Annotated in this window: 18 protein-coding genes; 5 read left to right on the top strand and 13 right to left on the bottom strand. The window is 72.7% G+C overall.

Annotated features, from left to right (window positions below):
• Nucleotides 1–97 precede the first annotated feature (97 nt).
• The 5 genes from AAH979_RS25105 to pepN all read right to left on the bottom strand — a co-directional run bounded on the left by AAH979_RS25105 (nt 98) and on the right by pepN (nt 5,463).
• Nucleotides 98–943 carry a DegV family protein gene (locus AAH979_RS25105; RefSeq protein WP_346260582.1) on the bottom strand — a complete coding sequence of 282 codons (846 nt, stop codon included), beginning with the start codon at nt 941–943 and terminating at the stop codon, nt 98–100.
• A gap of 179 nt (nt 944–1,122) precedes the next feature.
• Nucleotides 1,123–1,752: a histidine phosphatase family protein gene (locus AAH979_RS25100; RefSeq protein ID WP_346260581.1), complete on the bottom strand. Its 630-nt coding sequence runs from the start codon at nt 1,750–1,752 to the stop codon at nt 1,123–1,125.
• On the bottom strand, nt 1,749–2,147 hold the full coding sequence (gene rsfS, locus AAH979_RS25095) for a ribosome silencing factor (protein WP_101371445.1): 399 nt from the start codon (nt 2,145–2,147) through the stop codon (nt 1,749–1,751). The genes AAH979_RS25100 and rsfS overlap by 4 nt, the downstream gene beginning before the upstream one ends.
• Nucleotides 2,148–2,246: 99 nt before the next feature.
• Nucleotides 2,247–2,843, bottom strand: a complete 597-nt coding sequence (gene nadD / locus AAH979_RS25090; RefSeq protein ID WP_346260580.1) for a nicotinate-nucleotide adenylyltransferase — start codon at nt 2,841–2,843, stop codon at nt 2,247–2,249.
• 103 nt (nt 2,844–2,946) lie between these two features.
• Complete coding sequence (gene pepN, locus AAH979_RS25085; RefSeq protein ID WP_346260579.1) at nt 2,947–5,463, bottom strand: aminopeptidase N; 2,517 nt, start codon at nt 5,461–5,463, stop codon at nt 2,947–2,949.
• Nucleotides 5,464–5,532: 69 nt separating this feature from the next.
• Here pepN and AAH979_RS25080 point away from each other — a divergent pair, with 69 nt between their 5' ends.
• From AAH979_RS25080 to trpS, 4 genes are all read left to right on the top strand, one after another.
• Nucleotides 5,533–5,751 carry a DUF397 domain-containing protein gene (locus tag AAH979_RS25080; protein WP_101371446.1) on the top strand — a complete coding sequence of 73 codons (219 nt, stop codon included), beginning with the start codon at nt 5,533–5,535 and terminating at the stop codon, nt 5,749–5,751.
• A 214-nt stretch (nt 5,752–5,965) separates the two neighbouring features.
• Nucleotides 5,966–7,501: an RtcB family protein gene (locus AAH979_RS25075; RefSeq protein ID WP_346260578.1), complete on the top strand. Its 1,536-nt coding sequence runs from the start codon at nt 5,966–5,968 to the stop codon at nt 7,499–7,501.
• A 338-nt stretch (nt 7,502–7,839) separates the two neighbouring features.
• Entirely contained in the window at nt 7,840–10,563 is a 2,724-nt protein-coding gene (locus tag AAH979_RS25070) for a PQQ-dependent sugar dehydrogenase (protein ID WP_346260577.1), read from the top strand.
• Between the two features lie 252 nt (nt 10,564–10,815).
• The gene (gene trpS, locus AAH979_RS25065) at nt 10,816–11,850 is read left to right on the top strand and encodes a tryptophan--tRNA ligase (protein ID WP_346260576.1); all 1,035 of its coding nucleotides are present in this window, start codon (nt 10,816–10,818) and stop codon (nt 11,848–11,850) included.
• A 122-nt stretch (nt 11,851–11,972) separates the two neighbouring features.
• Here trpS and AAH979_RS25060 read toward each other — a convergent pair whose 3' ends face one another.
• The 8 genes from AAH979_RS25060 to AAH979_RS25025 form a co-directional block, all read right to left on the bottom strand.
• On the bottom strand, nt 11,973–12,482 hold the full coding sequence (locus AAH979_RS25060; protein ID WP_346260575.1) for a GNAT family N-acetyltransferase: 510 nt from the start codon (nt 12,480–12,482) through the stop codon (nt 11,973–11,975).
• Between the two features lie 71 nt (nt 12,483–12,553).
• Nucleotides 12,554–14,035 (bottom strand): GTPase ObgE, encoded by a 1,482-nt coding sequence (gene obgE, locus AAH979_RS25055; RefSeq protein WP_346260574.1) that lies wholly within the window; start codon nt 14,033–14,035, stop codon nt 12,554–12,556.
• A gap of 156 nt (nt 14,036–14,191) precedes the next feature.
• Entirely contained in the window at nt 14,192–14,449 is a 258-nt protein-coding gene (rpmA, locus tag AAH979_RS25050) for a 50S ribosomal protein L27 (RefSeq protein ID WP_101367567.1), read from the bottom strand.
• Between the two features lie 29 nt (nt 14,450–14,478).
• Nucleotides 14,479–14,793, bottom strand: coding sequence for a 50S ribosomal protein L21 (rplU, locus tag AAH979_RS25045; RefSeq protein WP_346260573.1), 315 nt, complete (start codon nt 14,791–14,793; stop codon nt 14,479–14,481).
• Nucleotides 14,794–15,061: 268 nt separating this feature from the next.
• Nucleotides 15,062–15,583 (bottom strand): hypothetical protein, encoded by a 522-nt coding sequence (locus tag AAH979_RS25040; RefSeq protein ID WP_346260572.1) that lies wholly within the window; start codon nt 15,581–15,583, stop codon nt 15,062–15,064.
• Between the two features lie 142 nt (nt 15,584–15,725).
• Entirely contained in the window at nt 15,726–18,797 is a 3,072-nt protein-coding gene (locus AAH979_RS25035) for an Rne/Rng family ribonuclease (protein WP_346260571.1), read from the bottom strand.
• Nucleotides 18,798–18,906: 109 nt separating this feature from the next.
• A complete protein-coding gene (locus tag AAH979_RS25030; RefSeq protein ID WP_346260670.1) occupies nt 18,907–19,653 on the bottom strand; it encodes a TIGR03936 family radical SAM-associated protein in 747 nt (248 codons plus the stop codon).
• 134 nt (nt 19,654–19,787) lie between these two features.
• On the bottom strand, nt 19,788–21,776 hold the full coding sequence (locus tag AAH979_RS25025) for a TIGR03960 family B12-binding radical SAM protein (protein WP_346260570.1): 1,989 nt from the start codon (nt 21,774–21,776) through the stop codon (nt 19,788–19,790).
• A 235-nt stretch (nt 21,777–22,011) separates the two neighbouring features.
• Between AAH979_RS25025 and AAH979_RS25020 the strand changes: the two genes are divergently transcribed.
• Entirely contained in the window at nt 22,012–23,865 is a 1,854-nt protein-coding gene (locus AAH979_RS25020) for a hypothetical protein (protein WP_346260569.1), read from the top strand.
• Nucleotides 23,866–23,869: the final 4 nt, after the last annotated feature.

Raw genomic sequence — 23,869 nt, 5'->3', positions numbered from 1 at the left:
ATCCCAGTCAACGCCTATCGACGAAAAGCCGCCCTTTCCCACAAGGCCGAAAGATCGACGCGGAAAGATCCACCAACGCGGGCGGCGGGGACGTCACCTACCGGCGGTGCACCACGACGCAGACCAGTCCCGGCCCGGCATGCGTGGCGATCACCGCTCCGGCCTCCGTGACGTACATGGCCCGGAGCCGGTCACCCAGGCGGGCGCCCAACTTCTCGGCCAGGTCGGCCGCCCGACCAGGTACGGCGAGATGGTGCAGCGCCACCTCGACCTCACCCGGGCCGGCCGCCTCCACGGCGAGGTCGACCAGCCGGGCCAGCCCCCGTCCGGCGGTGCGGACCCGGTCCCGCAACGCGATGCCGCCGTCCGCCACGTGCAGGATCGGCTTCACCGACAGGGCGGTGCCGAGCAACGCCTCGGCCGCGTTGATCCGGCCGCCCCGCCGGAGGAACTCCAGGGTGTCGACGTAGAAGAAGGTGTTGGTCCGGGCGATGGCGTCCAGCGCCGCCCGGCGTACCTCGGTCAGGCCCGCGCCTCGGGCGGCCGCCTCGGCGGCGGCGAGCGCCGGGAAACCGAGACCCATCCCGGTCGACCGGGCGTCGACCACACCGACCCGGGGACCCAGCTCGGCGGCGGCCAGCCGGGCCGCCTCCACCGTGCCGGAGAGTTCCGCCGACAGGTGTACCGAGACGACGGCGTCGGCCCCCTCGGCCAGCAACCGGCGGTACGTCTCGACGAACTCCTCCGGCGCCGGCCGGGACGTACTCATCGCGAACCGCCGGGCGCTCAGCGCCTGGGCCGCGTCCGCCGGCCCGACATCGATGCCCTCCCGGCCCTGCGTCCCGTCCAGCACGACGATCAGCGGCACGACGGTGAGCGGGTGCCGCTCGGCCAGCTCGGCCGGCAGGTAGGCGGTGGAGTCGGTGACAACCGCGACAGGCATTCCGGCACGTTAGCCGATCACCGGCGGCAGGACGACCGACCGGCCACCGAATGGCAGCCCGGACAGCAAACCCCGACGGCAGGCGGCAGGGCACCGCCAGGCGGCAGCCAGCCTCGGATGACGGAGACCGCCGGACGGCGGGCAGAGCGCGCCGCAGCGGGCGGCCGAGCGGAACCGGCTCAGACGGCTGCCGGCGCCGGGCCCTGGGCGACCAGGCCGACGTTGTGCCCGCGCAACTGCCAGCCGCGTACCTCGTCGTGCCGCAACTCGGTCCAGTGGCAGTTGTTCAGCGAGCCGACCGACCGCAGTACGGTCGAATCCCAGCCGAGCAGGTAGCCGCAGCCCTGCCGGGCGCCGCCGCCGTGCGTGGCGATCACGATCGTGCCGCCCGGTACCACATCGGCGGCCTCCTGCAACGCCGTGCCGACCCGCTTGCCGAGGTCGTCGAGGCTCTCCACCTCGCTGCCCGGATCCGGGTCACCGGTCCGCCAGCGGGCGTACTCGGCGGGGAACCGCTGCGCCACCTCGGTCATCAGCAGCCCCTGCCACTGCCCGTAGAACCGCTCCCGGAGCCGGGCGTCGGTGCGGACCGGCAGCCCGGTCAGCGCCGCCAGCGCGGCGGCGGTGTCGGCCGCCCGGCGCAGGTCGCTGGCGACGATCGCGTCCGGACGCAGCGCGGAGAGCAGCGGCGCGGCCTCCGCGGCCTGCTCGCGGCCGAGGTCGTTCAGGGGTACGTCGAGCTGTCCCTGCACCCGGTTGGCGGCGTTCCAGTCGGTGTTGCCGTGCCGCCAGACGATCAGCCGGGTCATTCGGCGATGCCCGCCTCGGCCTCCACCAGGTCCCGATCGACGAACGGGATCGTCGGGCAGTCCTTCCACAGCCGGTCGAGCGCGTAGAACTCGCGCTCCTCGGTGTGCTGGACGTGCACCACCAGGTCGACGTAGTCGAGCAGTACCCAGCGGCCCGCCCGCTCGCCCTCGCGACGGACCGGCTTGGCCTTCTCGGGCAGACCGACCAGTGCCTCCTCGATCGCGTCCACGATCGCGGTCACCTGCCGCTCGTTGGGCGCGGAGGCGAGCAGGAACGCGTCGGTGATCACGAGCTGGTCCGCCACGTCGATGATGACGATGTCCTGCGCCTTCTTGTCGGCTGCGGCCTGTGCGGCAGCCGTTGCCAGCTCACGGGCGCGGTCGGAAGCTGTCACCATTCTCCTTCGATCAACCGTCGGACTCTCCTAGCCTCTCACACGGTGGCACCGTACGGCCCGGCGGTTAACGAACGATGAGCATGAAACCGGGCGGAATCACCCCCGGTACAGCCCCCGTTTGGCGATGTACTGCACCACACCGTCGGGGACGAGATACCAGAGTGGCCCACCGGCGGCCACCCGGGCACGGCAGTCGGTCGAGGAGATGGCCATCGCGGGCACCTCGACCAGGCTGACCGTGTCGGCCGGCAGGTGCGCGTCGGAGAGGACGAAGCCGGGCCGGGTGACCCCGATGAAGTGGGCCAACTCGAACATCTGGTCGAGATCCTTCCAGGAGAGGATCTTCTCCAGCGCGTCGGCGCCGGTGATGAAGAAGAGCTGCACCTTCGGGCCGTACTCGGCGTGCAGGTCGCGCAGGGTGTCGACGGTGTAGGTCGGGCCGCCGCGGTCGATGTCGGCCCGGCTGACCTGGAACCGCGGGTTCGAGGCGGTCGCGATCACGGTCATCAGATAGCGGTCCTCGGCCGAGCTGACCGGCTCGTCGGCCTTCTGCCACGGCTGGCCGGTGGGCACGAAGACCACCTCGTCCAGCTCGAACCGGTCGGCCACCTCACTCGCGGCCACCAGGTGCCCCTGGTGGATCGGGTCGAAAGTGCCCCCCATGATCCCTATCCGCCGGATGTCTGCCTCCACGACTTGATCGTAGGCCCGGACCCGCCGCCCGTTCCGGGGAGCATGAGCCAGATCGCACTTTCCGGCCGATCTCCGAGCGGTGGAGGCGGCGGCGGGCCGGTGCTCACCGCCGCGCGGCGAGCGCCCGGCGCAGGTCGTCGTCCTCGTCGACGACCACCCGGCGCAGGCCGGGCGACAGGTCGTCCCGGGCAAGCAGCGCCGCCGCCAGTTCCCGGGTCCGCGCCGAGACGGCGTACCGCGGATAACCCAGCCCGGCCACCCGGTCGGCCACCCAGGGGGTACGCTGCCGCGCCGCCGCCGGCATCTCGGCGAAGTACCGCTCCACATAGGAGTCGGTCAGGCCGGCCTGCTCCGGCTGCCAGAACCCGCGCGCGGTCGCCTCCAGCAGCCGGTTCGACAGACTCGTCTCCCCGACGAGCAGCCGCCAGGCGTGCTCCTTGGCCGCCGGGTCCGGCAGCGCCGCCCGACAGGTCGCGGCCCACTCCGCCCCGCTGGCGCTGCGGTCCGCGGCCTGCTCGGCGGCGATCTCCGGCTCGCCCGCCGCGCCGAGTACGGCCAGCCGGCGCAGTACCGCCCAGCGCAGCTCGGCGTCGACCGCGAGCCCGTCGGGTACGTCCTTGCCGGCCAGCCAGCCGGTCAGCCGGGCGGTGTCGACGGTCGCGGAGATCCACCCGCGCGCCGCCGCGAGCTGGCCCGAGCCGCCGGGCGGCGCCACCGCGAGCAGCCGGGCACAGGCCCCGGCGAGCTGCTCCAGGGCGGCCGGCCGGACCTCCGGGTCGAGATAACGGTCGAGCAGGTTGCGGGCCCGGGCCAGCACGTCCTGCACCACGGCCACCTCGGTCTCGGCCGGCAGGGCGGCCACCACCAGCGCCACCAGGTCGGCGACCGGCCGTTCCCCGTCGGTCACCGCGTCCAGCGCCTCCGCCCAGAGCAGCGCCCGGGCCAGCGGATCGGCCAGCTCGGGCAGGGCCGCCGGCACGGCGGCGACCGAGCCGGCGTCCAGGCGTACCTTGGCGAAGGTCAGGTCGCCGTCGTTGGGCAGCAGCAGCCGGGCCGCCGGCTGACCGGTCAGCCCGTCGAGCACGGTACGACCGCCGTCCACCGCCGGGTCGAGGTCCACCTCTATCCGGTCCCGCAACCGCAGCCCGGTCCCGGCCGGATCGGAATCGTAGAGCCCGACGCCGATGCGGTGCGGGCGCAGCACCGGATGCTCCGGCGGGGCGCTCTGCACCAGGGCCACCTCGGCGTAGTGCCCGTCGTCGCGCAGGCGTACCTCGGTGCGCACGGTGTTGAGCCGCGGCTGGCGCAGCCACACCTGCGCCCAGCCGGTCAGGTCGCGACCACTGCTGGTGGCGAGCGCCGCGAGCAGGTCGGCGAGGGTGGCGTTGCCGAACCGGTGCGCGGCGAAGTATTCCCGCAGCCCGGCCAGGAACGCGTCGTCGCCGAGCCAGGCGACGAGTTGGCGGAGCACCGAGGCGCCCTTGGCGTACGAGATGCCGTCGAGGTTGGCCAGCGCCTCGGCGGCGTCGACCACCTCGGCCGGCGCGACCGGATGGGTGGAGGGCCGCTGGTCGGCGGCGTACCCCCAGGCCTTGCGGTGCAGCGCGAAGGTGGTCCACGCCCGGTCGAAGCGGGTCGCCTCGGCGGTGACCCGGGTGCCGAAGTACTCGGCGAAGGACTCGTTCAGCCACAGGTCGTCCCACCAGCGCAGGGTGACCAGGTCACCGAACCACATGTGCGACATCTCGTGCGCGATGACGTTCGCCCGGCGCTCCCGCTCGGCGTCGGTCACCGCCGACCGGGGCAGGAACTCGTCCCGGAAGGTGACCAGGCCCGGATTCTCCATCGCACCCATGTTGAACTCCGGCACGAACGCCTGGTCGTACTTGTCGAACGGGTAGCGCACCCCGAAGAGCCGGTGCAGCCGGTCCAGGCACTGCCGGGTGACGGTGAGGATCTCCTCGGCGTCCCGGTCGAGATGGTCGGCGAGCGAGCGCCGGCAGTAGAGGCCGAGCGGGATGCCGTCGTGCTCGGCCCGGCGCACCGAGTACGGCCCGGCGACCAGCGTCACGACGTAGGTGGCCAGCGGCGGGGTCGGGGCGAACACCCACCGTCCGGAGTCCGGAGCGGTGCCGTGCCGCCCGTTGCCGGCCACGGTCCACTCCGGCGGCGCGACGACGGTCAGGGTCACCGGCGCCTTCAGGTCCGGCTGGTCGAAACAGGCGAAGATCCGCTGGGCGTTGTCCATTCCCGACATCGCGTAGAGATAGGTCTCACCGTCGGCCGGGTCGACGAACCGGTGCAGCCCCTCACCGCTGTTCGAGTACGCCATCTCCGCGTCGACCACCAGCGTGTTCTCGGCGGCCAGCCCGGTCAGCGGGTACTGGTTGTCGTCCAGCGCGGCCGGATCCAGGTCGGCGCCGTTGAGTCGTACCCCGAGCAGTCGGGCCGGCCTGACCTCGACGAACGTGCCGGCCCCCGGGGTGGCCGCGCGGAACCGGACCGTGCTGGTCGACCGGAACCGCTCCGCCGGCCCGGTGAGATCCAGTTCGATGTCGTACGACTCCACGGTGAGCAGGGCGGCGCGTTCCGCCGCCGCTACCCGGGTCAGGCTCGGCATCCGCTTATCCTGCACGATGGGTCCGTGGACGGTCCGGTCCCGGGCAGATTCACTCAGGAGGAACCGACGATGGCGCAGCACCCCAAGGGCGATTTCGACCTGTCGCGCGCCGTGTGGCAGCGTGCCGAGGGCGACGACTCCGAGGGCGCGGTCGAGATCGCGTTCGTCGACGATCTGATCGGCATGCGCAACTCCGCCGAACCGGACGGTCCGGTACTGGTCTTCACCCAGGCCGAGTGGGACGCCTTCGTGGCCGGCGCCCAGGACGGCGAATTCGACCTCGACTAGGTACGCACCGGCGGGGACCCGTCGTCGGGCGCGGTGGCAATTCGATTGCCGCCCGACCGGCCGGGTCCTAGCCTGATCCTGACCTCGCGGCTGCTGAACCGTCGAGCACCACAACCGGAGAACGCGGGACCATCCCGCCCAGCTCGCACGCGTACGACCGCGTGCCGATGGCGCGCACCCACTCCTCGAAGCAGCCTGCGAAAGGTCTCTGCACGTGCCGATATCAGCGGCGAACCGACATGATCCACGCCTGGTCAGGGTCGACGACTCCTGGCTGCGCCTACCCAACCCGTACGACGTCCCGGTCGAGATCTGCGCCGGGCCGGACGTACCCGTCGAACCGGTGGCGGTCGACGAACTGCTCACCGTGCTGGAAACCGCCGACACCCTGGGTACGCTGGCCCGGGCCGTACCGGGGCTGGACCCCGAGCCCCGGGTCGAGCGGGTCGTCTGCACCCCGGACTTCCACAAGGGTGCCGGCATCCCGATCGGCACCGTACTGCGCACGGTCGGCGCGCTGATCCCGCAGGCGGTCGGGAACGACGTCAACTGCGGGATGCGGGTGGAGGCGACCTCGCTCACCGTCGACCAGCTCCGCCCGCACCTCGACCGGCTCGAACGCCGGCTGCGGCACCTGTTCTTCGCCGGTGGCCGCCGGATCGGACTGACCCCTGGGCAGCGCGAGGGGCTGCTCCGCGAGGGGCTGCCCGGACTGCTCGCCGACGGCGTACCGGCCGACCCGGTCGGCGCCTGGCGGCAGGTCGGGCCGGACGATCTCGCCGGCCTCGACGGTCGGCTGCACGCCGCCGGCTTCCCGGTCGACTCCGCCGACGACTTCCGGGACTGGATCACCAGCGGCGGCGGGACCAGCTACGACAGCATCATCGGCAGCGTCGGCGGCGGCAACCACTTCGCCGAGTTGCAGTACGTCTCGGAGGTGCGGGACGGCGCCACCGCGTACGCCTGGGGGCTGGCCCCGGGCCAGGTGGTGCTGATGGTGCACAGTGGCTCGCTCTCGCTCGGCCACCAGGCCAACGCCACCGGGCGGGACCTGGCCCGGGCCGCCTGGCCCCGCGCGGTGCCGCTGCCCCGGAACCGGATCCTGCCGATCTCGCTGGACGAGCGCACCGCACCGGCCCGGCAGCGCTATCTGACCGCCTTCGGCAACGCGGCGAACTTCGCGCTCGGCAACCGGTTCTTCCTGGCCCTGATGCTCCGGGCCGGGCTGGCCGAGGTCGCCGGTGAGCTGCGGTCCCGGCTGGTCTACGACGCACCGCACAACCTGCTGTGGCCGGAGCCGGACGGCACGGTACTGCACCGCAAGGGCGCCACCCCGGCCGCCGGAGCGGGCGGTGCCGGCCAGCGCCCGACCGACCTGTACGGCGAGCCGGTGATCGTGCCGGGCTCGATGGGTGCGCCGAGCTACCTGCTGCGGGGGCTGGGCAGTGCCCGGGCGCTGGCCAGTGCCTGCCACGGTGCCGGTCGGAGCATCCCGCGGGGCGCGGCGTCCCGGGGCGGCGACGCCGAACTGGACGCCTTCCTGCGGGAGTTCCGGGTGGTCACCCCGGTCGACCACCGGGATCCGGCGGTCGCCGCGCGGCGGGACATCGTCGACGCCTGGCGCCGGGACCTCAAGCAGGAGGCGCCGTGGGCGTACAAGGAGGTGGGCCCGGTGGTGCGGAGCCTGCGCCGGGCCGGGGTGGCCGAGCCGGTGGCGGAGCTGCGGCCCCTGCTGACCGTCAAGGGCTGACCCGGACAACCGCAGCCCGCCCCGGCGGGGACGGTGTGGACCGGCGGGATCGGTGTGGACGGTGTTGGCGGGCCGGTCGGGCGGACTCTCCTCGCCCGACCGGCCGGACACTCTCCGATGATCCGCCGAGGCGGTGCGTCGGGATCCGGACGGCATCATCCCCAAACATCAGGCGACGTACGGTTAGCCCGTAATCACGAATTGCTCACTCCGGGCGGGACCGGGCTGCCGCGCTCCGCCCCTCCCCCTAGCGTGACAGGTCCTTTGTGCACCGGTCTCGGGCCGGCGCGAAGGTCGCACCGTGCACTACTTGGAGCTGCGCCAAGTTAGGGGAACGAATGCCATCTTCCGCACGACCGTCACCGGTCGCCCGCCTGCTGCGGACAGGAGTCGCGGTCGCGCTGGTCGCCGCGCTGGCCGCGCCCCTCTCCGGTACGGCACCCGCCGCCGCGGTGGTGCTGCCGACCGGCTTCCAGGAGCAGGTCGTCTTCACCGGTCTGAACCAGCCGACCAACATCGAGTTCGCCCCGGACGGACGGATCTTCGTCGCCGAGAAGGGCGGCCGGATCAAGGTGTACGACGACCTCGCCGACACCACCGCGACCGTCTTCGCCGACCTCTCGGCGAACGTGCACAACCAGCACGACCGAGGACTGCTCGGGTTGGCCCTGCACCCGGACTTCCCCACCCAGCCGTACGTCTACGTGCTCTACGCCTACGACGCCCCGCCGGGACAGACCGCGCCGTACTGGAACGACAACTGCGCCTCGGTCGGCGGTACCAACGGCGGGCGGTGCATCGTCACCGGCCGGCTCTCCCGGCTGACCGCCGCCGGCAACACGATGACCGGCACCGAGCAGGTGTTCATCGACGACTGGTGCCAGCAGTACGCCAGCCACGCCACCGGTGACCTGCGGTTCGGCGCCGACGGCACCCTCTACGCCACCGCCGGGGACGGGGCCAGCTACGACCTGGTCGACTACGGACAGCTCGGCAGCCCGCCGAACCCCTGCGCCGACCCGCCCGGCGGCACGATGTCCGCGCCGACCGCCGAGGGCGGCGCGCTGCGCTCCCAGGACTCCCGGACCACCGCCGACCCGACCAGCCTGGACGGCACGGTACTGCGGCTCGACCCGCTGACCGGCGCCGCCGCGTCCGGCAACCCGTCGGCGGCCAGCCCCGACCCGAACATCCGGCGGATCGTCGCGCAGGGGCTGCGCAACCCGTTCCGGTTCACCATCCGGCCCGGCACCAATGAGGTGTGGCTCGGCGACGTGGGCTGGACCCGGTGGGAGGAGGTCAACCGGGTGGTCGAGCCGACCGCCGGGGTAGCCAACTTCGGCTGGCCGTGCTTCGAGGGCGCCGGGCGGCAAAGCGGCTACGACAGCGCCAACCTCGACATCTGCGAGAGGCTCTACAGCGGGGCCGGGCAGACGGCGCCGTTCTACACGTACGACCACGCGGCCCGGGTGGTGGCCGGGGAGGCCTGCCCGACCGGCGGTTCCTCGGTCTCCGGTGCCGCCTTCTATCCGGCTGCCGGCGGCAGCTACCCGGCCGAGTACGCGGGCGCGCTCTTCTTCTCCGACTACTCCCGGGACTGCATCTGGGCCATGTTGCCCGCCGCACCCGGCGGGCTGCCGGTGGCGGCCAACCGGCGTACCTTCGGCAGCGCCGCCGCGAACCCGGTCGACCTGGCCATGGGGCCGGGCGGCGACCTCTACTACGTCGACCACGCCGGTTCGGTGCGCCGGATCCGCTACTTCCCCGGCAACCAGCCACCGGTCGCGTCGATCGCCGCCGCACCCACCTCCGGGACCGCACCGCTGACGGTGAACTTCGACGGCACCGGATCCTCCGACGCCGACCCGGCCGATGCGGGCCGGCTGCGCTACGAGTGGGACTTCACCGACGACGGCACCATCGACGCCACCACGCCGACGGCCTCGCACACCTACCCGGCCGGCGGCCCGTACACCGCCCGGCTCACCGTCTACGACACGCTGAACGCCTCCGGCACCCAGACGGTGCCGATCCAGACCGGCAACAGCATGCCGATCGCGGTGATCGACACCCCGGGCAGCGCCTTCACCTGGGCGGTCAACGACCAGATCAGCTTCACCGGGCACGCGACCGACCCCGACCAGGGCACCCTGCCGGCCAGCGCGCTGCACTGGCGGATGCTGCTGCACCACTGCTACACGCTGGACAACTGCCACACCCACACGTTGCAGGACTTCACCGGCACCAGCGGCAGCATGCTCGGGCCGGACCACGAATATCCGTCCTACCTGGAGCTGGTGCTGACCGCCACGGACAGCGGCGGGCTGTCGCACAGCACCAGCGTGCGGCTCGACCCGAAGACCGTCGACCTGACCTTCGACTCCAGCCCGGCCGGCCTGCAACTGGTGTTCGGCGCGACCGCACAGGCGGCACCGTTCACCCGTACCGTCATCCAGGGGTCGAGCAACACCGTCAGCGCGGTCACCCCGCAGACCCTCGGCGGCGTGCCGTACGTCTTCGGCTCCTGGTCCGACGGTGGGGCGCAGACCCATGTGATCACCGCGCCGACCAGCCCGACCAACTACACCGCCAGCTACAACCCGCAGTCCGGCAGCATCCGGCTCCCGCAGTCGGCGTGGACCGTGGCCGGGGCGGACAGCCAGGAGACGCTGCTGGTCAACGGCCGGGCGACCAACGTACGGGACGGCAACACGTCGTCGATCTGGCATACCCAGCGACTGCTGTCGGCCTCGTCCCACCCGCACTGGATCGACCTCGACCTGGGCAGTGCCCGGACGGTGAACCGGCTGTACTACCTGCCCCGGCAGGGCTCGAACACCGCCGGCCGGATCACCGGCTACGAGGTGTACGTCTCGAACAGCCGGAGCAGTTGGGGTACACCGGTGGCCACCGGCACCTTCCCGAACAGCGCGGCGGAACAGACGGTGACGATCCCGCCGATCAGCGGCCGGTACATCCGGCTCCGCGCCCTCGGTGAGGTCAGCGGCAACCGGTGGACCTCGGTCGCCGAACTCAACGTCGGCGTGGTGCCGACCGGCTGACCCGGACGATCACGGTCCTGGCGACCGGTCGGGGCGGCGACGACGGCCGCCCCGACCGGTCGCCGGGAGCCGCCGGGCGGTCCCGGTCCCTGCTACCGTGGAGGGGTGCGGATGACCTCGAACGGTTGGTGGCTGCCCTGACGGGCGGCCCACGCATCCGCGTACCCGAACAACAGCCAACGGCCGCCCTCCGGGCGGCCGTTTCGCATGTGCTCACCCGGGGGCGGCGGCCAAACCGGTAAGGAGCACCCCATGGCCCCGACCTCATCGCTTCCGGCAGCCACCGCGCTCGCCCCGAACACCCCGGCGGTACGCCGGATCACCGGCCTCAAGCCAACCGGTCACCTGCACCTGGGCAACCTGGTCGGTGCGATCCGGCCGATCGTCGCCGGCCAGTACCGGGCGGAGACGATCGTCTTCCTCGCCGACCTGCACGCGCTCACCGTCACCCACCAGCCGGCGCAGATCCGGGCACTCACCCTGGAACAGGCCACCGTGCTGCTCGCCGCCGGCCTCGACCCGGACCGGGCCTTGCTCTACGTGCAGTCACAGGTGCCGCAGCACACCGAACTGCACTACCTGCTGGAGTGCGCCACCGGCTACGGCGAGGCGCAGCGGATGATCCAGTTCCGGGAGAAGTCGACGCAGCACCGGCAGGTCCGGCTGAGCCTGCTCAGCTATCCGGTGCTGATGGCCGCCGACATCCTGCTGCACGACGTGCAGGAGGTGCCGGTCGGCGACGACCAGAGCCAGCACCTCGAACTCACCCGGACCGTGGCGACCCGGTTCAACGCCCGGTACGGCGACACCTTCACCGTGCCGCGGGCCGTCCATCCGGCGGTGTCGGCCCGGGTGATGGACCTGGCCGACCCGACCGGGAAGATGGGCAAGACCAGTGCCAGCGGGGCGGGCACGATCTTCCTGCTCGATCCGCCCGAGGTGATCCGTCGCAAGGTGCTGCGCGCGGTGACCGACCCGAGCCGGACCGTCGGGTACGACCCGCGGCACCGGCCCGGCGTGGCGAACCTGCTGGAGATCCTGGCATCCTGCCTGGGCGGCTCACCCGCGGCTCTGGCCGCCGACTACCGGTCGTACGCCCAGCTCAAGAACGCCGTCGCCGAGGCGATCGAGGCGATGCTCCGGCCGATCCGGCTCCGCTACGCGGAACTGGCCCGCGACCCGGGCTACGTCCGGCGGGTACTCGCCGACGGCGCCGAACGGGCCCGGGACAATGCCGCCGACACGGTGCACCGGGCAAAACGCGCCATCGGCCTACTCAGCCATTGAACTTTCGCCCTGAACCGCGCGGCGAGTACGCCCCGACTTCCACCTGCGGCCACCACGGACCGCACGGGGCGGGTTGAGGGGTTCGTCGCAAGAGCCGGCCGACCGCGTCGGGAAAGATCGCGCTACCTCAGGGAGGCGGTGGCCTCGGCCCGCCCGGCGAGCCACTGCATCCCTGAAGTGGCCGATCCCGCACCCGGCAGGCGCTTCTCGAAGCAGACGCTGTAGGGGTTGTCGACGTACTCGCCGTAGACCGGGATCTCGACGTAGCCCGACGAGAGATAGAGCTGGATCGCGCCGGGGAGGTAGCTGCCGGTCTCCAGCCGCAGTACGGTGTGCCCGGCCCGCAGGGCAAGCTCTTCGAGCGCGCCGAGCAACTGCCGGGCGAAGCCCTGGCCCCGCTGCGCCGGCCGCACGTACATCCTCTTGACCTCGGCGGTGTCCCGGTCCAGCGGCTGGATCGCGCCGCAGGCGACCGCCCGGCCGGCGACCACGCCCACCAGGTAGCGGGCGTCGTCGTGCGGCATGAACACCTGCCCGTCCAGACCGCCGTCGGCCTCCCGAAGCTCACGCTGCTGGGCCACCACCAGGGCGGCCAGCTCGGGATCCGACGACGCACGCGACTCGATCAGCACACCATCGACGCTAACCACCGGGCATTTCAACAAGGTTTCGGCCAAGTGGCCCCGGTACGGAGCGTAGAGAACTAATCCGCGCCCGCTGCCGTACCGCCGTCCGGCCGGTCCACGGTGCCGTCCGGCGCCGGCTCCTCGGCAACCTCCTCCGGTCGCTGCCGGCGGGCCTTGCGGGCGGCGAGCCGCTCGGCCGCGCTCGGCCGGGTCACCTTCTCGGCCAGCCGGCTGTCGGTGCCCCGCGCGCTCGGCACGTACTCGGCACCGGCGTAGAGCGTCGGCTGCCAGTCGAACTCCCGCTCGCCGATCCGGACCAGGCTGCCCGGCTCGGCACCGGCCCTGGCGAGCTGCTCCTCGACGCCCAGCCGGGCCAGCCGGTCGGCCAGGTAGCCGACCGCCTCCTCGTTGTCGAAGTTGGTCTGCTTGACCCAGCGCTCCGGCCGCTGCCCGCGCACCACGTACGCGCCGTCCGGCGCCGCCTCGATCGTGAAGCCGGCGTCGTCGACCGCGACCGGCCGGATCACGATCCGGGTCGGCTCCAGGTCGGGCGCCACCGCCCGGGACTGCTCGACCAGTTCCGCCAGTGCGAAGGTCAACTCGCGCAGCCCTTCCCGGGTCACCGCCGAGACCTCGAAGACCCGCAGGCCACGGGCCTCGATGTCGGGCCGGACGATCTCGGCGAGATCCCGCCCGTCCGGTATGTCGATCTTGTTGAGTACGACCAGCCGGGGCCGGTCGGCCAACCCGCCGTACTCGGAGAGTTCGGCCTCGATGGCGTCGATGTCGGCCAGCGGATCGCGCCCCGGCTCCGGGTTGGCCGCGTCCACCACGTGCACCAGCACCGCGCAGCGCTCGATGTGCCGCAGGAACTCCAGCCCGAGCCCCTTGCCGGTGGCTGCCCCGGGGATCAGGCCCGGCACGTCGGCGACGGTGAAGGTGTGCTCGTCGACCCGGACCACGCCGAGGTTCGGCACCAGCGTGGTGAACGGGTAGTCCGCGATCTTCGGCTTGGCCGCCGAGAGCACCGAGATCAGCGAGGACTTGCCGGCCGACGGGAAGCCCACCAGGCCAACGTCGGCCACGCTCTTGAGTTCGAGTACGACGTCCAGCCGGTCCCCCGGCTCGCCCAGCTCGGCGAAGCCGGGCGCCTTGCGCCGGGCGTTGGCCAGCGAGGCGTTGCCCCGGCCACCCCGGCCACCCCGGGCCACCTCGAAGGTGGTGCCGGCACCGACCAGATCGGCCAGCACCGAACCGTCCATGGCGTGCACAACCGTCCCGTCCGGGACCTTGAGCACCAGGTCCTGCCCATTGGCACCGTCCCGGTTGGAGCCGGCGCCGCCCTTGCCGTTATCGGCCTTGACGTGCGGCCGGAAGTGGAAGTCGAGCAGGGTGTGCACCTGGGGGTCGACCACCAGCGACACGCTGCCGCCGTGCCCGCCGTTGCCGCCGTCCGGCCCGCCGAACGGCTTGAACTTCTCCCGATGGATCGAGACGCAACCGTGCCCGCCGTCACCGGCCTGCAGGTGCAGTACGACCCGGTCAACGAACGTCGTCACGCTGCCAATCCTTTCATCGGCGCCGACCGGCGGCGCCGGATACCGCACAGGTCGTCCGCCCGGCCGGAGGGCCGGGCACGGGTCGACCGGTGCCCGAGAAACGGCGGAGCGGGCCCGGACACCAGGTCCGCGGCCCGCTCCGCCGGAAAGCTGACGTTACCGCTCGGACGGCACGATGCTGACGACCTTGCGGCCGCGCTTGGTGCCGAACTGGACCGCACCGGCGGCCAGCGCGAACAGCGTGTCGTCGCCGCCGCGACCGACCAGGTCACCGGGGTGGAACTTGGTGCCCCGCTGCCGGATCAGGATCTCGCCGGCGCTGACGACCTGCCCACCGAACCGCTTGACGCCGAGTCGCTGCGCCGCGGAGTCGCGACCGTTCCGCGAGCTGGACGCACCCTTTTTGTGAGCCATCTGAGGACGACCTGTCTTTCCGCTGGGGCTTACTTGCCGTTGGTGATGCCGGTCACCTTGACCTGGGTCAGCGGCTGGCGGTGACCCTGGCGCTTGTGGTAGCCGGTCTTGTTCTTGAACTTGTGGATCCGGATCTTCGGACCCTTGGTGTGTGCGGCGATCTCGCCGGACACCGCGACCTTGGCCAACTGCGCGGCGTCGGTCACCAGGGTGTCCCCGTCGACGAGGAGGACGGCGGCGAGCTTGATCGCGTCGCCGGGCTGGCCAACCAGCTTCTCGACCTCGATCACGTCGCCCTCGGCGACCTTGTACTGCTTGCCGCCGGTCTTGACGATCGCGTACATCGGACGCGGACTCCCTGTCGTTGAGGCTGCGGGTGGGTGTTCGCGACGGCCAACTCGACCGCACTGGGGTGCGGGGCGGGCACGCGAGAACGTGGCACGTAATCAGCGCCGCAGGCTAGCGTACGCCATGCCGGGCCGCTCACCCAAACCGGGCCCGCTCCCGGGGCCGGTCGGCGCGCCCGCGACCAGGCTCGCCGCCCTCCCCATGCCGGATGAGACCGCGCCGGGCGAGAGCCGGAGTGGCCAGCCCTGCCCCGGGCCGGTCGGGTCAGCTCGGGCAGAGCGCGTCCAGCCGCTGCTGCAACTCCTGGAGCTTGTTCTCGTCGACCGACTCGACGGTGGCCTTCATCGTGCCGATCTCGGTCGCGATCTCGGCCAGTACCGTCTTGAGCCGTTCGTCGGTGGCCCGGGCGGACTGCTCCCGCATCGCGTTGCCCCAGGTCTGCAACGCCGCCTCCGCCTTGCGCTGCGCCGCCTGCGCCCCGGCGGAGTCGCCGGTACTCGTTGCCTGGAGCGACTTGCCCAGTTCGGAGACGAAGGTCTGCACGGAGGAGGTGGCGGCCTCGGTGGCGGCCGCGCAGACCTCCCTGCCGTTGCCCCCGGCCGGACGGGTGTCCACCGCCGGTGACCCACCCGGGCTGGTGCCCGGCGTCGCGGCACCCGACGACGGTGCTCCGGCCGACGGGCCGCCGGACGGGCCGGGTGCGGCGGCGCCGTCCCGCTCACCCGAGCAGCCGACCGCCGCGAACAGCGCGGCGGCGATAGCGGCGGTCACCAGCAGGCGTCGCATGGTCTTCTCCTCCGGGGGTGCGGCTGGCCCCGCGCGACCGGCGCCGACGGTGGTCGGCGACCGGTCGGGGGACCGCGAGGGAGTGACCAGCGTAGCCACCGCCGGCATCAGCGGACCAAACCCGTCTTCCCGGGCAGCCCGGTCAGGGACGGGTACGGCGGCGGGTGCCGCCGCGTCGGGCCCGGCGACGACTGCCGCCGATCTCCGCAGCCTCGGCCTCCGCGTCCAGGTCAACGGTGTCCTCGATACCGTCCGGGTCGCCGGCACCGGCCAGCCGCATCGACTCGGCCGGCGCGGCCTCGGCGATGTCGTCGGCCCCGGGGGTCTCCGCCTCGTAGCGGGACAGGTCGTATCCCATGGTGTCGTCGTAGTCCTCCGAGACCTCGACGACCACCCGCTCCGGGGCGGCCGCCTTGCGGCCCCGGCGCCGACCGCCGGCCGGCGCCTCGGAGACCGGGGTCGAGGCCGGTGCCGGGGTACCGGTGGCCGAGGCGACCGCCTTGACCTTGTCCCCCGCGCCCGAGCGGGACTTCTCCGACACCGGCTCGGTGTGAATGATCACGCCCCGGCCCTTGCAGCAGTCGCAGGTCTCGCTGAACGCCTCCAGCAGTCCGGCACCGATCCGCTTCCGAGTCATCTGGACCAGGCCGAGCGAGGTGATCTCGGTCACCTGGTGCTTCGTCCGGTCCCGGCCCAGGCACTCGGTGAGCCGGCGCAACACCAGCTCCCGGTTCGACTCCAGCACCATGTCGATGAAGTCGATCACGACGATGCCGCCCAGGTCGCGGAGCCGGAGCTGCCGGACGATCTCCTCGGCCGCCTCCAGGTTGTTCCGGGTGACCGTCTCCTCCAGGTTGCCGCCGGCACCGGTGTACTTGCCGGTGTTGACGTCGATCACCGTCATCGCCTCGGTACGGTCGATCACCAGGTGGCCGCCGGAGGGCAGGAAGACCTTCCGGTCCAGCCCCTTGAGGATCTGTTCGTCGATCCGCCGCTCGGCGAAGACGTCCGCCGTACCGGTGTGCCGGCGCAGCCGGGGCACCAGGTCGGGCGAGACGTGCGAGAGGTACGACTCGACCATGTCGTACGACTCGTCGCCCTGCACGACCAGCTCGCGGAAGTCCTCGTTGAACAGGTCCCGGACGACCCGGATCACCAGGTCGGGCTCCTCGTAGAGCAGCACCGGGGCGCCGCCCTCGGCCGCCTTGGCCTGGATGTCCTCCCACTGCGCCTGGAGTCGCTTCACGTCCCGGGCCAGCTCGTCCTCGCTGGCACCCTCGGCGGCGGTCCGGACGATCACACCGGCGCCGTCCGGCACCAGCTTCTTCAGGATGTCGCGCAGCCGCTTGCGCTCGGTGTCCGGCAGCTTGCGGCTGATCCCGGAGGCGTTGCCGTGCGGCACGTAGACCAGGTGCCGCCCGGAGAGCGCGATGTGGCTGGTCAGCCGGGCGCCCTTGTGCCCGATCGGGTCCTTGGTGACCTGCACCAGCACCGAATCGCCGGAGCGCAGCGCCTGCTCGATCGAGCGGGCCCGCCCCTCCAGGCCGGTGGTGTCCCAGTTGACCTCGCCGGCGTAGAGCACCGCGTTGCGGCCGCGCCCGACGTCGACGAAGGCCGCCTCCATGCTGGGCAGCACGTTCTGCACCTTGCCCAGATAGACGTTGCCGGCCATGGTGCCGGCGGAGGCGCGGGTGACGTAGTGCTCCACCAGCACCCCGTCCTCCAGTACGGCGATCTGGGTCCGGTCGCCGCGCTGGCGTACCGCCATCACCCGGTCGACCGCCTCCCGGCGGGCCAGGAACTCCGACTCGCTCAGGATCGGCGGCCGGGTACGCCGCTGCTCACGACCGTCCCGGCGGCGCTGGCGCTTGGCCTCCAGCCGGGTCGAGCCGGAGACGCCCTGCACCTCGTCCACGGTCTTCCGGGGCTCGCGGATCTTGATAACGGTGTGTACGCCGTCGTCGGCCGCACCGTCGGTGTCTCCGGCGCCCTTGCGCCGGCGCCGGCGGCGGCGGCGGGTCACCCCGTCACCGGCCTCGCCGTCCTCGTCCTCGTCCTCGTCGGCCCCGGCCTCGACCCCCGCCTCGGCCACCGGCTCGTCGCCCTCCTCGGCATCGTCCGCGGTGCCCTTGCCCCGACCCCGACCCCGGCGACCACGCCGCCGACGACGCCGGGCCGCTGCGGTCTCCTCGTCCTCGTCCTCCTCGGAGTCGATGACGTCCAGGGCCTCCTCGTCGGCGACGCCCTCGGCCTCGGCCTCCGGCTCGGCTTCCAGCACGGCCGGCTCGCCGGCACGCCGGCCCCGGCGGCGCCGCCGGACGCCCTCGACCGGCTCGACCGGCTCACCCTCGGCCTCGGCCTCGGTCGGCCGGGTCGACGGAGCGGGCTCGACCACGCCGGCCCGGGCCGGCGGAGTCTCCGGCTCCGGGGCCATGAACAGCACGGTGGGCGCGGAGAGCGCGGCGCGGCGCCGGCGTCCCCGGGGCGCCTCCTCGGCCGCCGGCTCGGCCTCGGCCGGGCCGCCGGCCACCGGGCGACCGGCGCCGCCGGTCGACTCCGGCGTGGCGGGAGCGCCGACATCGGAGCCGGTCACCGGGACCTCGCCGGCCGCCGGGGCGCTCTCGGCGGCCACGGGTGGGGTGACGGACGTCTCGGTCGGCTCGGCGAGAGGTGCCGCCGCCTTCTTCCGGCGGGTACGGGTCACCTTCACCGGCGGTACGGGTTCGACCGCCGCGTCGTCAGGGCCGGCCGCAGGCGTACCCGGGTCAGCGGCCGCGGTCGTCTCGCCGGCCGCACTCGTCTCGCCGGCCGGAAGTCCGGTGTCGTCCTTCTTGTCCGCCGTGGTGGCCTTGCGGCGCCGACGGGTCGCCTTCGGTGCGGACTCGATCTCTGCGGCCACCGGTGCCAGCACCTCGGCGTCGGACGCCTCTCCGCTGGTCGTCCGGGCCGTGCTGGGCGCCTCGGCCGGTACGCCGGTCGGCGCCGACTCACTCGTCGTGCTGGACGTACGGCGCCGGGTGGTACGCCGCCGCGTGGGCCCCTCGGCGCTGCCGCCCTGCGCGGTCGCGGTCTCCGCACCGCCGCCCTGCGCGGCCGCGGCCTCTCCGGTGGCGCTCTGCGTGCTCGTGCTCTCGGTGCTGCCGTTTGCGGTGGTGGCGTCGACGGCCGGCTCCGCGCCGGTCCGTTCTCCGCCCTCTGGCTCGTTCTCGAGCATGGACGTTCTCCAGTTCTGGCTTCCCCGGGCGCGGGTGAGCGCTGCCACGCAGGGTTGCCGCAAAGTATTTCCGGTGACGCGTCGAGGTGACCGGGTCGCCGAAGTCTGCCTACCTGACCGCCGGCCGGACGTCCGGCTGGCGTTCGCCGATGGCGTTCCCGTCGCGATCCGCCTCCAACGGATCGACGATCTCCCCCTGCGCGGTCAGCGTGCCCTGCGCCAGCCGGGTCGCCCTCGGCGGCACCGGCGGCTCCAGGTCGGCCACCACGCGGAGGCCGGAAAGGACGTCATCGGGTCGTACGGACGGGGTGACCTGCCGCACGACCACTTCGAGTATCGCACACGGTACGCCCGCGACCCCGGAAGGTGCCTCGGTCCTCTCGATCACATCGATGGTCGTGACAGCGGCCCGGGTGTCGAAGACGCGTCGGCCCTGCTTGGTCATCCGCTCGACGAGCACCTCGGACGCGGCCAGAAAGGTCGACACGGCGGCACGGACGACATCCGGCGCGACACCGGGCAGTTCGATCCGCCAGCGTGAGGCGTCGATCCGGTCGGCCAGGCTGCCGCTGCCGGCCACCACCGCGTCCAGTACGTCGAGTCCGGGCGAGAGCACCGCGTCCAGAGCGGCCCGGAGATCGGCCGGATCCACCGGCCGCTGGAGCCCGATCTCCAGGTACTCCGCCTCGCTGGCCACCCCGGTCGGGGCCGCGCTGGCGTAGGAGATTTTCGGGTGCGGGGTGAAGCCCTGGGAGAACGCCACCGGTACGCCGGCCCGACGCAACGCGCGCTCGAAGGCCCGAGCGAAGTCCCGGTGCGAGGTGAACCGCAGCGGTCCACGCTTGGCGTACCTGATCCGGACCCGCTGTACGACCGGCGCCTGGCCGCCCTCCGGCTGTGGTTTCCTGCTGATCGTGCCGCTCCTCGGATCCGGATGGTCTCAGGTGGGCCGCTCCCCCGGGAGTGGACTGCTCCGGGGAACGGTCGGGGTCAGTGTCCGGCGCCGGCCGGCGTCCGCAGGCCGGTGTTCACCGGCGTCAGCGGCAGCAACTTCTTGCCGGTCGGGCCGATCTGGATCTCGGTGTCCATGGACGGGCAGACGCCGCAGTCGAAGCACGGGGTCCACCGGCAGTCGTCCTGCTCGTACTCGGTGAGGGCGTCCTGCCAGTCCTGCCAGAGCCAGTCCTTGTCCAGCCCGGAGTCGAGGTGGTCCCAGGGCAGCACCTCGGCCTGCTCCCGCTCCCGGACGGTGTACCAGTCGAGGTCCACCCCGAAGGCCGGCAGCACCTCGGCGGCGGCGTCCACCCAACGCTGGTAGGAGAAGTGCTCGCTCCAGCCGTCGAACCGGCCGCCGTTCTCCCAGACCCGCCGGATCACCGCACCGACCCGGCGGTCACCCCGGCTGAGCAGCCCCTCGATCAGCGACGGCTCGCCGTCGTGATAGCGGTAACCGATCGCCCGGCCGAGCGACCGGTCCGAGTTGATCGCCTGCTTGAGCAGCTTGAGCCGGTTGTCGATCACCTCGGGCCGCTCCATCCGGGCCCACTGGAACGGCGTGTGCGGCTTGGGTACGAACCCGCCGATCGAGACCGTGCAGCGGATGTCCTTGGAGCCGGTGGCCGCCCGACCGGCCTTGATCACCTCGTGCGCGAGCCGGGCGATCTGCAGGACGTCCTCGTCTTCCTCGGTCGGCAGCCCGCACATGAAGTAGAGCTTCACCTGCCGCCACCCGTTGGTGTAGGCGGTGACCACGGTGCGGATGAGGTCCTCCTCCGACACCATCTTGTTGATCACCTTGCGGATCCGCTCCGAGCCGCCCTCCGGGGCGAAGGTGAGCCCGGTACGCCGGCCGTTGCGGGACAGTTCCTGGGCCAGCTCGATGTTGAAGGCGTCGACCCGGGTCGACGGCAGCGAGAGCGAGACGTTGGTGCCCTCGTACTGCTGGGCCAGGCCGGAGCACATGTCGCCGATCTCCGAGTGGTCGGCCGACGACAGCGACAGCAGCCCCACCTCGGAGAAGCCCGAGTATTCGAGGCCGTCCCGCACCATCTGGCCCACGGTGGTGATGGAGCGTTCCCGGACCGGCCGGGTGATCATGCCCGCCTGGCAGAACCGGCATCCCCGGGTGCAACCCCGGAAGATCTCCACCGCGTACCGCTCGTGCACCGTCTCGGCGAGCGGCACGATCGGCTTCTTCGGGTACGGCCAGGCGTCCAGGTCCATCGTCGTCCGCTTGTGTACCCGGAACGGCACGTCCGCCCGGTTCGGCACGACCCGCTGGATCCGGCCGTCAGGCAGGTAGTCGACGTCGTAGAAGCGCGGCACGTAGACGCTCTCGGTCCGGGCCAGCCGGAGCAGCAGTTCGTCCCGCCCGCCGGGGCTGCCCTCCGCCTTCCAGGCCCGGACGATCTCGGTGATCTCCAGAACCGCTTCCTCGCCGTCGCCGAGCACCGCCGCGTCGAGGAAGTCGGCGATCGGCTCCGGGTTGAACGCGGCGTGCCCGCCGGCCACCACCACCGGGTGCTCGTCGGTGCGGTCGGCGGAGAGCAGCGGGATGCCGGCCAGGTCGATCGCGGTGAGCAGGTTGGTGTAGCCGAGTTCGGTGGCGAACGAGATCCCGAACAGGTCGAACGCGCCGACCGGCCGGTGCGCCTCGACGGTGAACTGCGGCACGCCGTGCGCCCGCATCAGCCGCTCCAGGTCCGGCCAGACCGCGTACGTCCGCTCGGCCAGCACGTCCGGCAGCTCGTTGAGCACCTCGTAGAGGATCTGCACCCCCTGGTTCGGCAGGCCCACCTCGTACGCGTCCGGATACATCAGCGCCCACCGGACGACCGCCGACTCCCAGTCCTTCACCACCGCGCCCAGTTCGCCGCCGACGTACTGGATCGGCTTGCTGACCTGGGGCAGCAACTGCTCGAGCTGCGGCCAGACCGTCATCGCCGCTGACCTTTCCGCGGCGGACGACGCGGCGCTCATGGAACCTCCCGGGACACTCCGCTGGAACACCAACCATCCAGAGTACGCGTCACCCCCGCGACCCGGTCCGGTGGTCCCCGCGCCCGCCGGGCGCGGCGTTTCCGCCGGAAAGCTCTCCGCGTGCCGGCTCGTCGCGATTTCCCCCACCGTCGGCGACACTCGTACGATCCGGCGCGGAACGACCGGTTGGTCGGGCGGTACTAACCTCGAACGGGCGCGAGAGGAGACCCGCACAATGTCCCAACCGCAGCCGGAGGAGACCGTACCGGCGGGCCGAGCCACGCCGGCCGGGCCGCCCCCGGCCGAGGGATCGGCGACCGTGGCATCCGGCGACCCGCAGGCTCGGGCCGCTGACCAGCAGGACGGCCGAACCGGTGACCAGCAGGACAGTCGAGCCGGTGACCAGCAGCACCGTCAGGCCGGCGACGAGCACGGTCACGCCGGTGAGCCGGACGACACGGCCGTCGACGTCCCGGTGGAACCGGACGGGTCCGGCAACGCCGACCTCGACCAACCGACCCTGCCCACGCCGCCACCCGAGACCGCTGGCGCCGCGCCCACGCCGCCACCCGAGACCGCTGGTACCGCGCACCCCACCCCACCGGCCGACTCCGTGCACGCCGCGCCAGCACCGGCCGCCGTCGACGAAGGGTCCCCAGCCGAAGAACCACAGCCGGCGGCCGCCACCGAACGTGCCGAGCCCGAAGACGCGCCACGCACAGTCAGCACCGAGCATGCGGCGGCGGACCGACCGCCGGCAGCCGACGACGACGCACCCACTCGCCGTACCCCGCCGCCCGACGCCACCCGGATCGACCGGCCCGCCGACGACGACGGCGGCTCGGGTCCGGTCGAGGGCGGTGTGCCGGCGTCGCCGTCCGAGGACGACGGACCGGCCCCGACCAGGGTGGCAGCGCCGCGCTGGACCGGCTCTGCGGCCGTACCACCGCCCCGGCCCCGGCCCCGCAAGCGTCGCTGGTTCCGGGGCGAGGCCGAGGACGCGGATGTTCCGGCGGCACCGACGGTTCGTACCCGACCGGCCGATCCGACCCTGCGGATGCCGGGGGTCGAGGCGGACGAGGACGAGATCCCCACCCCGGTCGACCCCTGGGCCGGTGCCGCCGACGACCCGTGGGAGGCGTACCCGCCGGTCGGTGGCCACCAGGCAGCGGCGAGTCATCCACCGGTCGGCTACGACCCACCGGTCAGCCCGCCCCCGGCCCGGCAGTTGCCGGTGACCCGGCGTTTCCCCGCGCCGACCGGTCCACCGCCACCACCGCGCGCGGTGCCGCCACCACACCCGTCACCACCACCGCCGCCACCGCCACCGCCGGCGCGGGCCGCCCGACCGCCGGCCCCGCCCGCACCACGAAAGCAGCCGCCGCCACCGGTCGCGCCGCCCCGACCGCCGAAACAGCGGCGCCGGCCGGAGGCGCCGCCGGTCCGGAAGGCGCCGCCCGCCCCGGCCCCCCTTCCTCCGGTACGCCGCCGCCGGCGCTGGCCCAGGGTGATGTTCACGCTCACCCTGCTCACCATCGCCTGCTGCTGCGGCGTTCCGGCGTACTACGCCAAGCCGATCTGGGACCAGTACCCGGCCTCGGCGCTGGATCCGCTGCCGAGCGAGGTACTGGACCTGCGACTGGTGGACAACGCGACCGGCCGGGAGACCGCCGAGCAGTTGAAGCAGGAGGTCCAGGGGCGGAACTGGTTCACCGGCGGCGAGGCGTTCGCCGGGGTCTACCGGGCCTCGAACGGCAAGCAGGTGGTCATCTTCGGCAGCACCGGCTTCCGGCTCAGCCCCGAGTCGGCGGTGCAGGAGGAGGTCACCCGGCTCCAGAACGAGTACGCGGTCACCTCGGTCGAGTCGGTGCCGACCGGCGTACGCGGCGAGTACCGCCGTTGCGGCACGGGTGAGGCCGACGGCGAGGATGTGGTGGTCTGCACGTGGGCGGACCATGGCAGCTCGGCCACCGCGCTGTTCACCCGGCTGTCGATAGCGGACAGCTCCGAACTGCTCAGCACGCTGCGCGACAGCATCATCGTGCGCGACCCGGTCGGCTCGGGCAGCGGCAGCGCCAGTACCGGATGATCCG

The sequence above is a fragment of the Plantactinospora sp. ZYX-F-223 genome (assembly GCF_039649625.1).
Taxonomy (GTDB): domain Bacteria; phylum Actinomycetota; class Actinomycetes; order Mycobacteriales; family Micromonosporaceae; genus Plantactinospora.
Note: the sequence above shows the minus strand (reverse complement) of the source record. Positions and strands in the feature narration are given on the sequence as shown.

Excerpts from the sequence above, each read along its gene's own strand:
- AAH979_RS25105 (WP_346260582.1), bottom strand. The coding sequence starts at position 943 with ATGCCTGTCGCGGTTGTCACCGACTCCACCGCCTACCTGCCGGCCGAG.
- AAH979_RS25100 (WP_346260581.1), bottom strand. The coding sequence starts at position 1,752 with ATGACCCGGCTGATCGTCTGGCGGCACGGCAACACCGACTGGAACGCC.
- pepN (WP_346260579.1), bottom strand. The coding sequence starts at position 5,463 with ATGCCGAGCCTGACCCGGGTAGCGGCGGCGGAACGCGCCGCCCTGCTC.
- AAH979_RS25080 (WP_101371446.1), top strand. The coding sequence starts at position 5,533 with ATGGCGCAGCACCCCAAGGGCGATTTCGACCTGTCGCGCGCCGTGTGG.
- AAH979_RS25070 (WP_346260577.1), top strand. The coding sequence starts at position 7,840 with ATGCCATCTTCCGCACGACCGTCACCGGTCGCCCGCCTGCTGCGGACA.
- trpS (WP_346260576.1), top strand. The coding sequence starts at position 10,816 with ATGGCCCCGACCTCATCGCTTCCGGCAGCCACCGCGCTCGCCCCGAAC.
- rpmA (WP_101367567.1), bottom strand. The coding sequence starts at position 14,449 with ATGGCTCACAAAAAGGGTGCGTCCAGCTCGCGGAACGGTCGCGACTCC.
- rplU (WP_346260573.1), bottom strand. The coding sequence starts at position 14,793 with ATGTACGCGATCGTCAAGACCGGCGGCAAGCAGTACAAGGTCGCCGAG.
- AAH979_RS25040 (WP_346260572.1), bottom strand. The coding sequence starts at position 15,583 with ATGCGACGCCTGCTGGTGACCGCCGCTATCGCCGCCGCGCTGTTCGCG.
- AAH979_RS25035 (WP_346260571.1), bottom strand. The coding sequence starts at position 18,797 with ATGCTCGAGAACGAGCCAGAGGGCGGAGAACGGACCGGCGCGGAGCCG.
- AAH979_RS25025 (WP_346260570.1), bottom strand. The coding sequence starts at position 21,776 with ATGAGCGCCGCGTCGTCCGCCGCGGAAAGGTCAGCGGCGATGACGGTC.
- AAH979_RS25020 (WP_346260569.1), top strand. The coding sequence starts at position 22,012 with ATGTCCCAACCGCAGCCGGAGGAGACCGTACCGGCGGGCCGAGCCACG.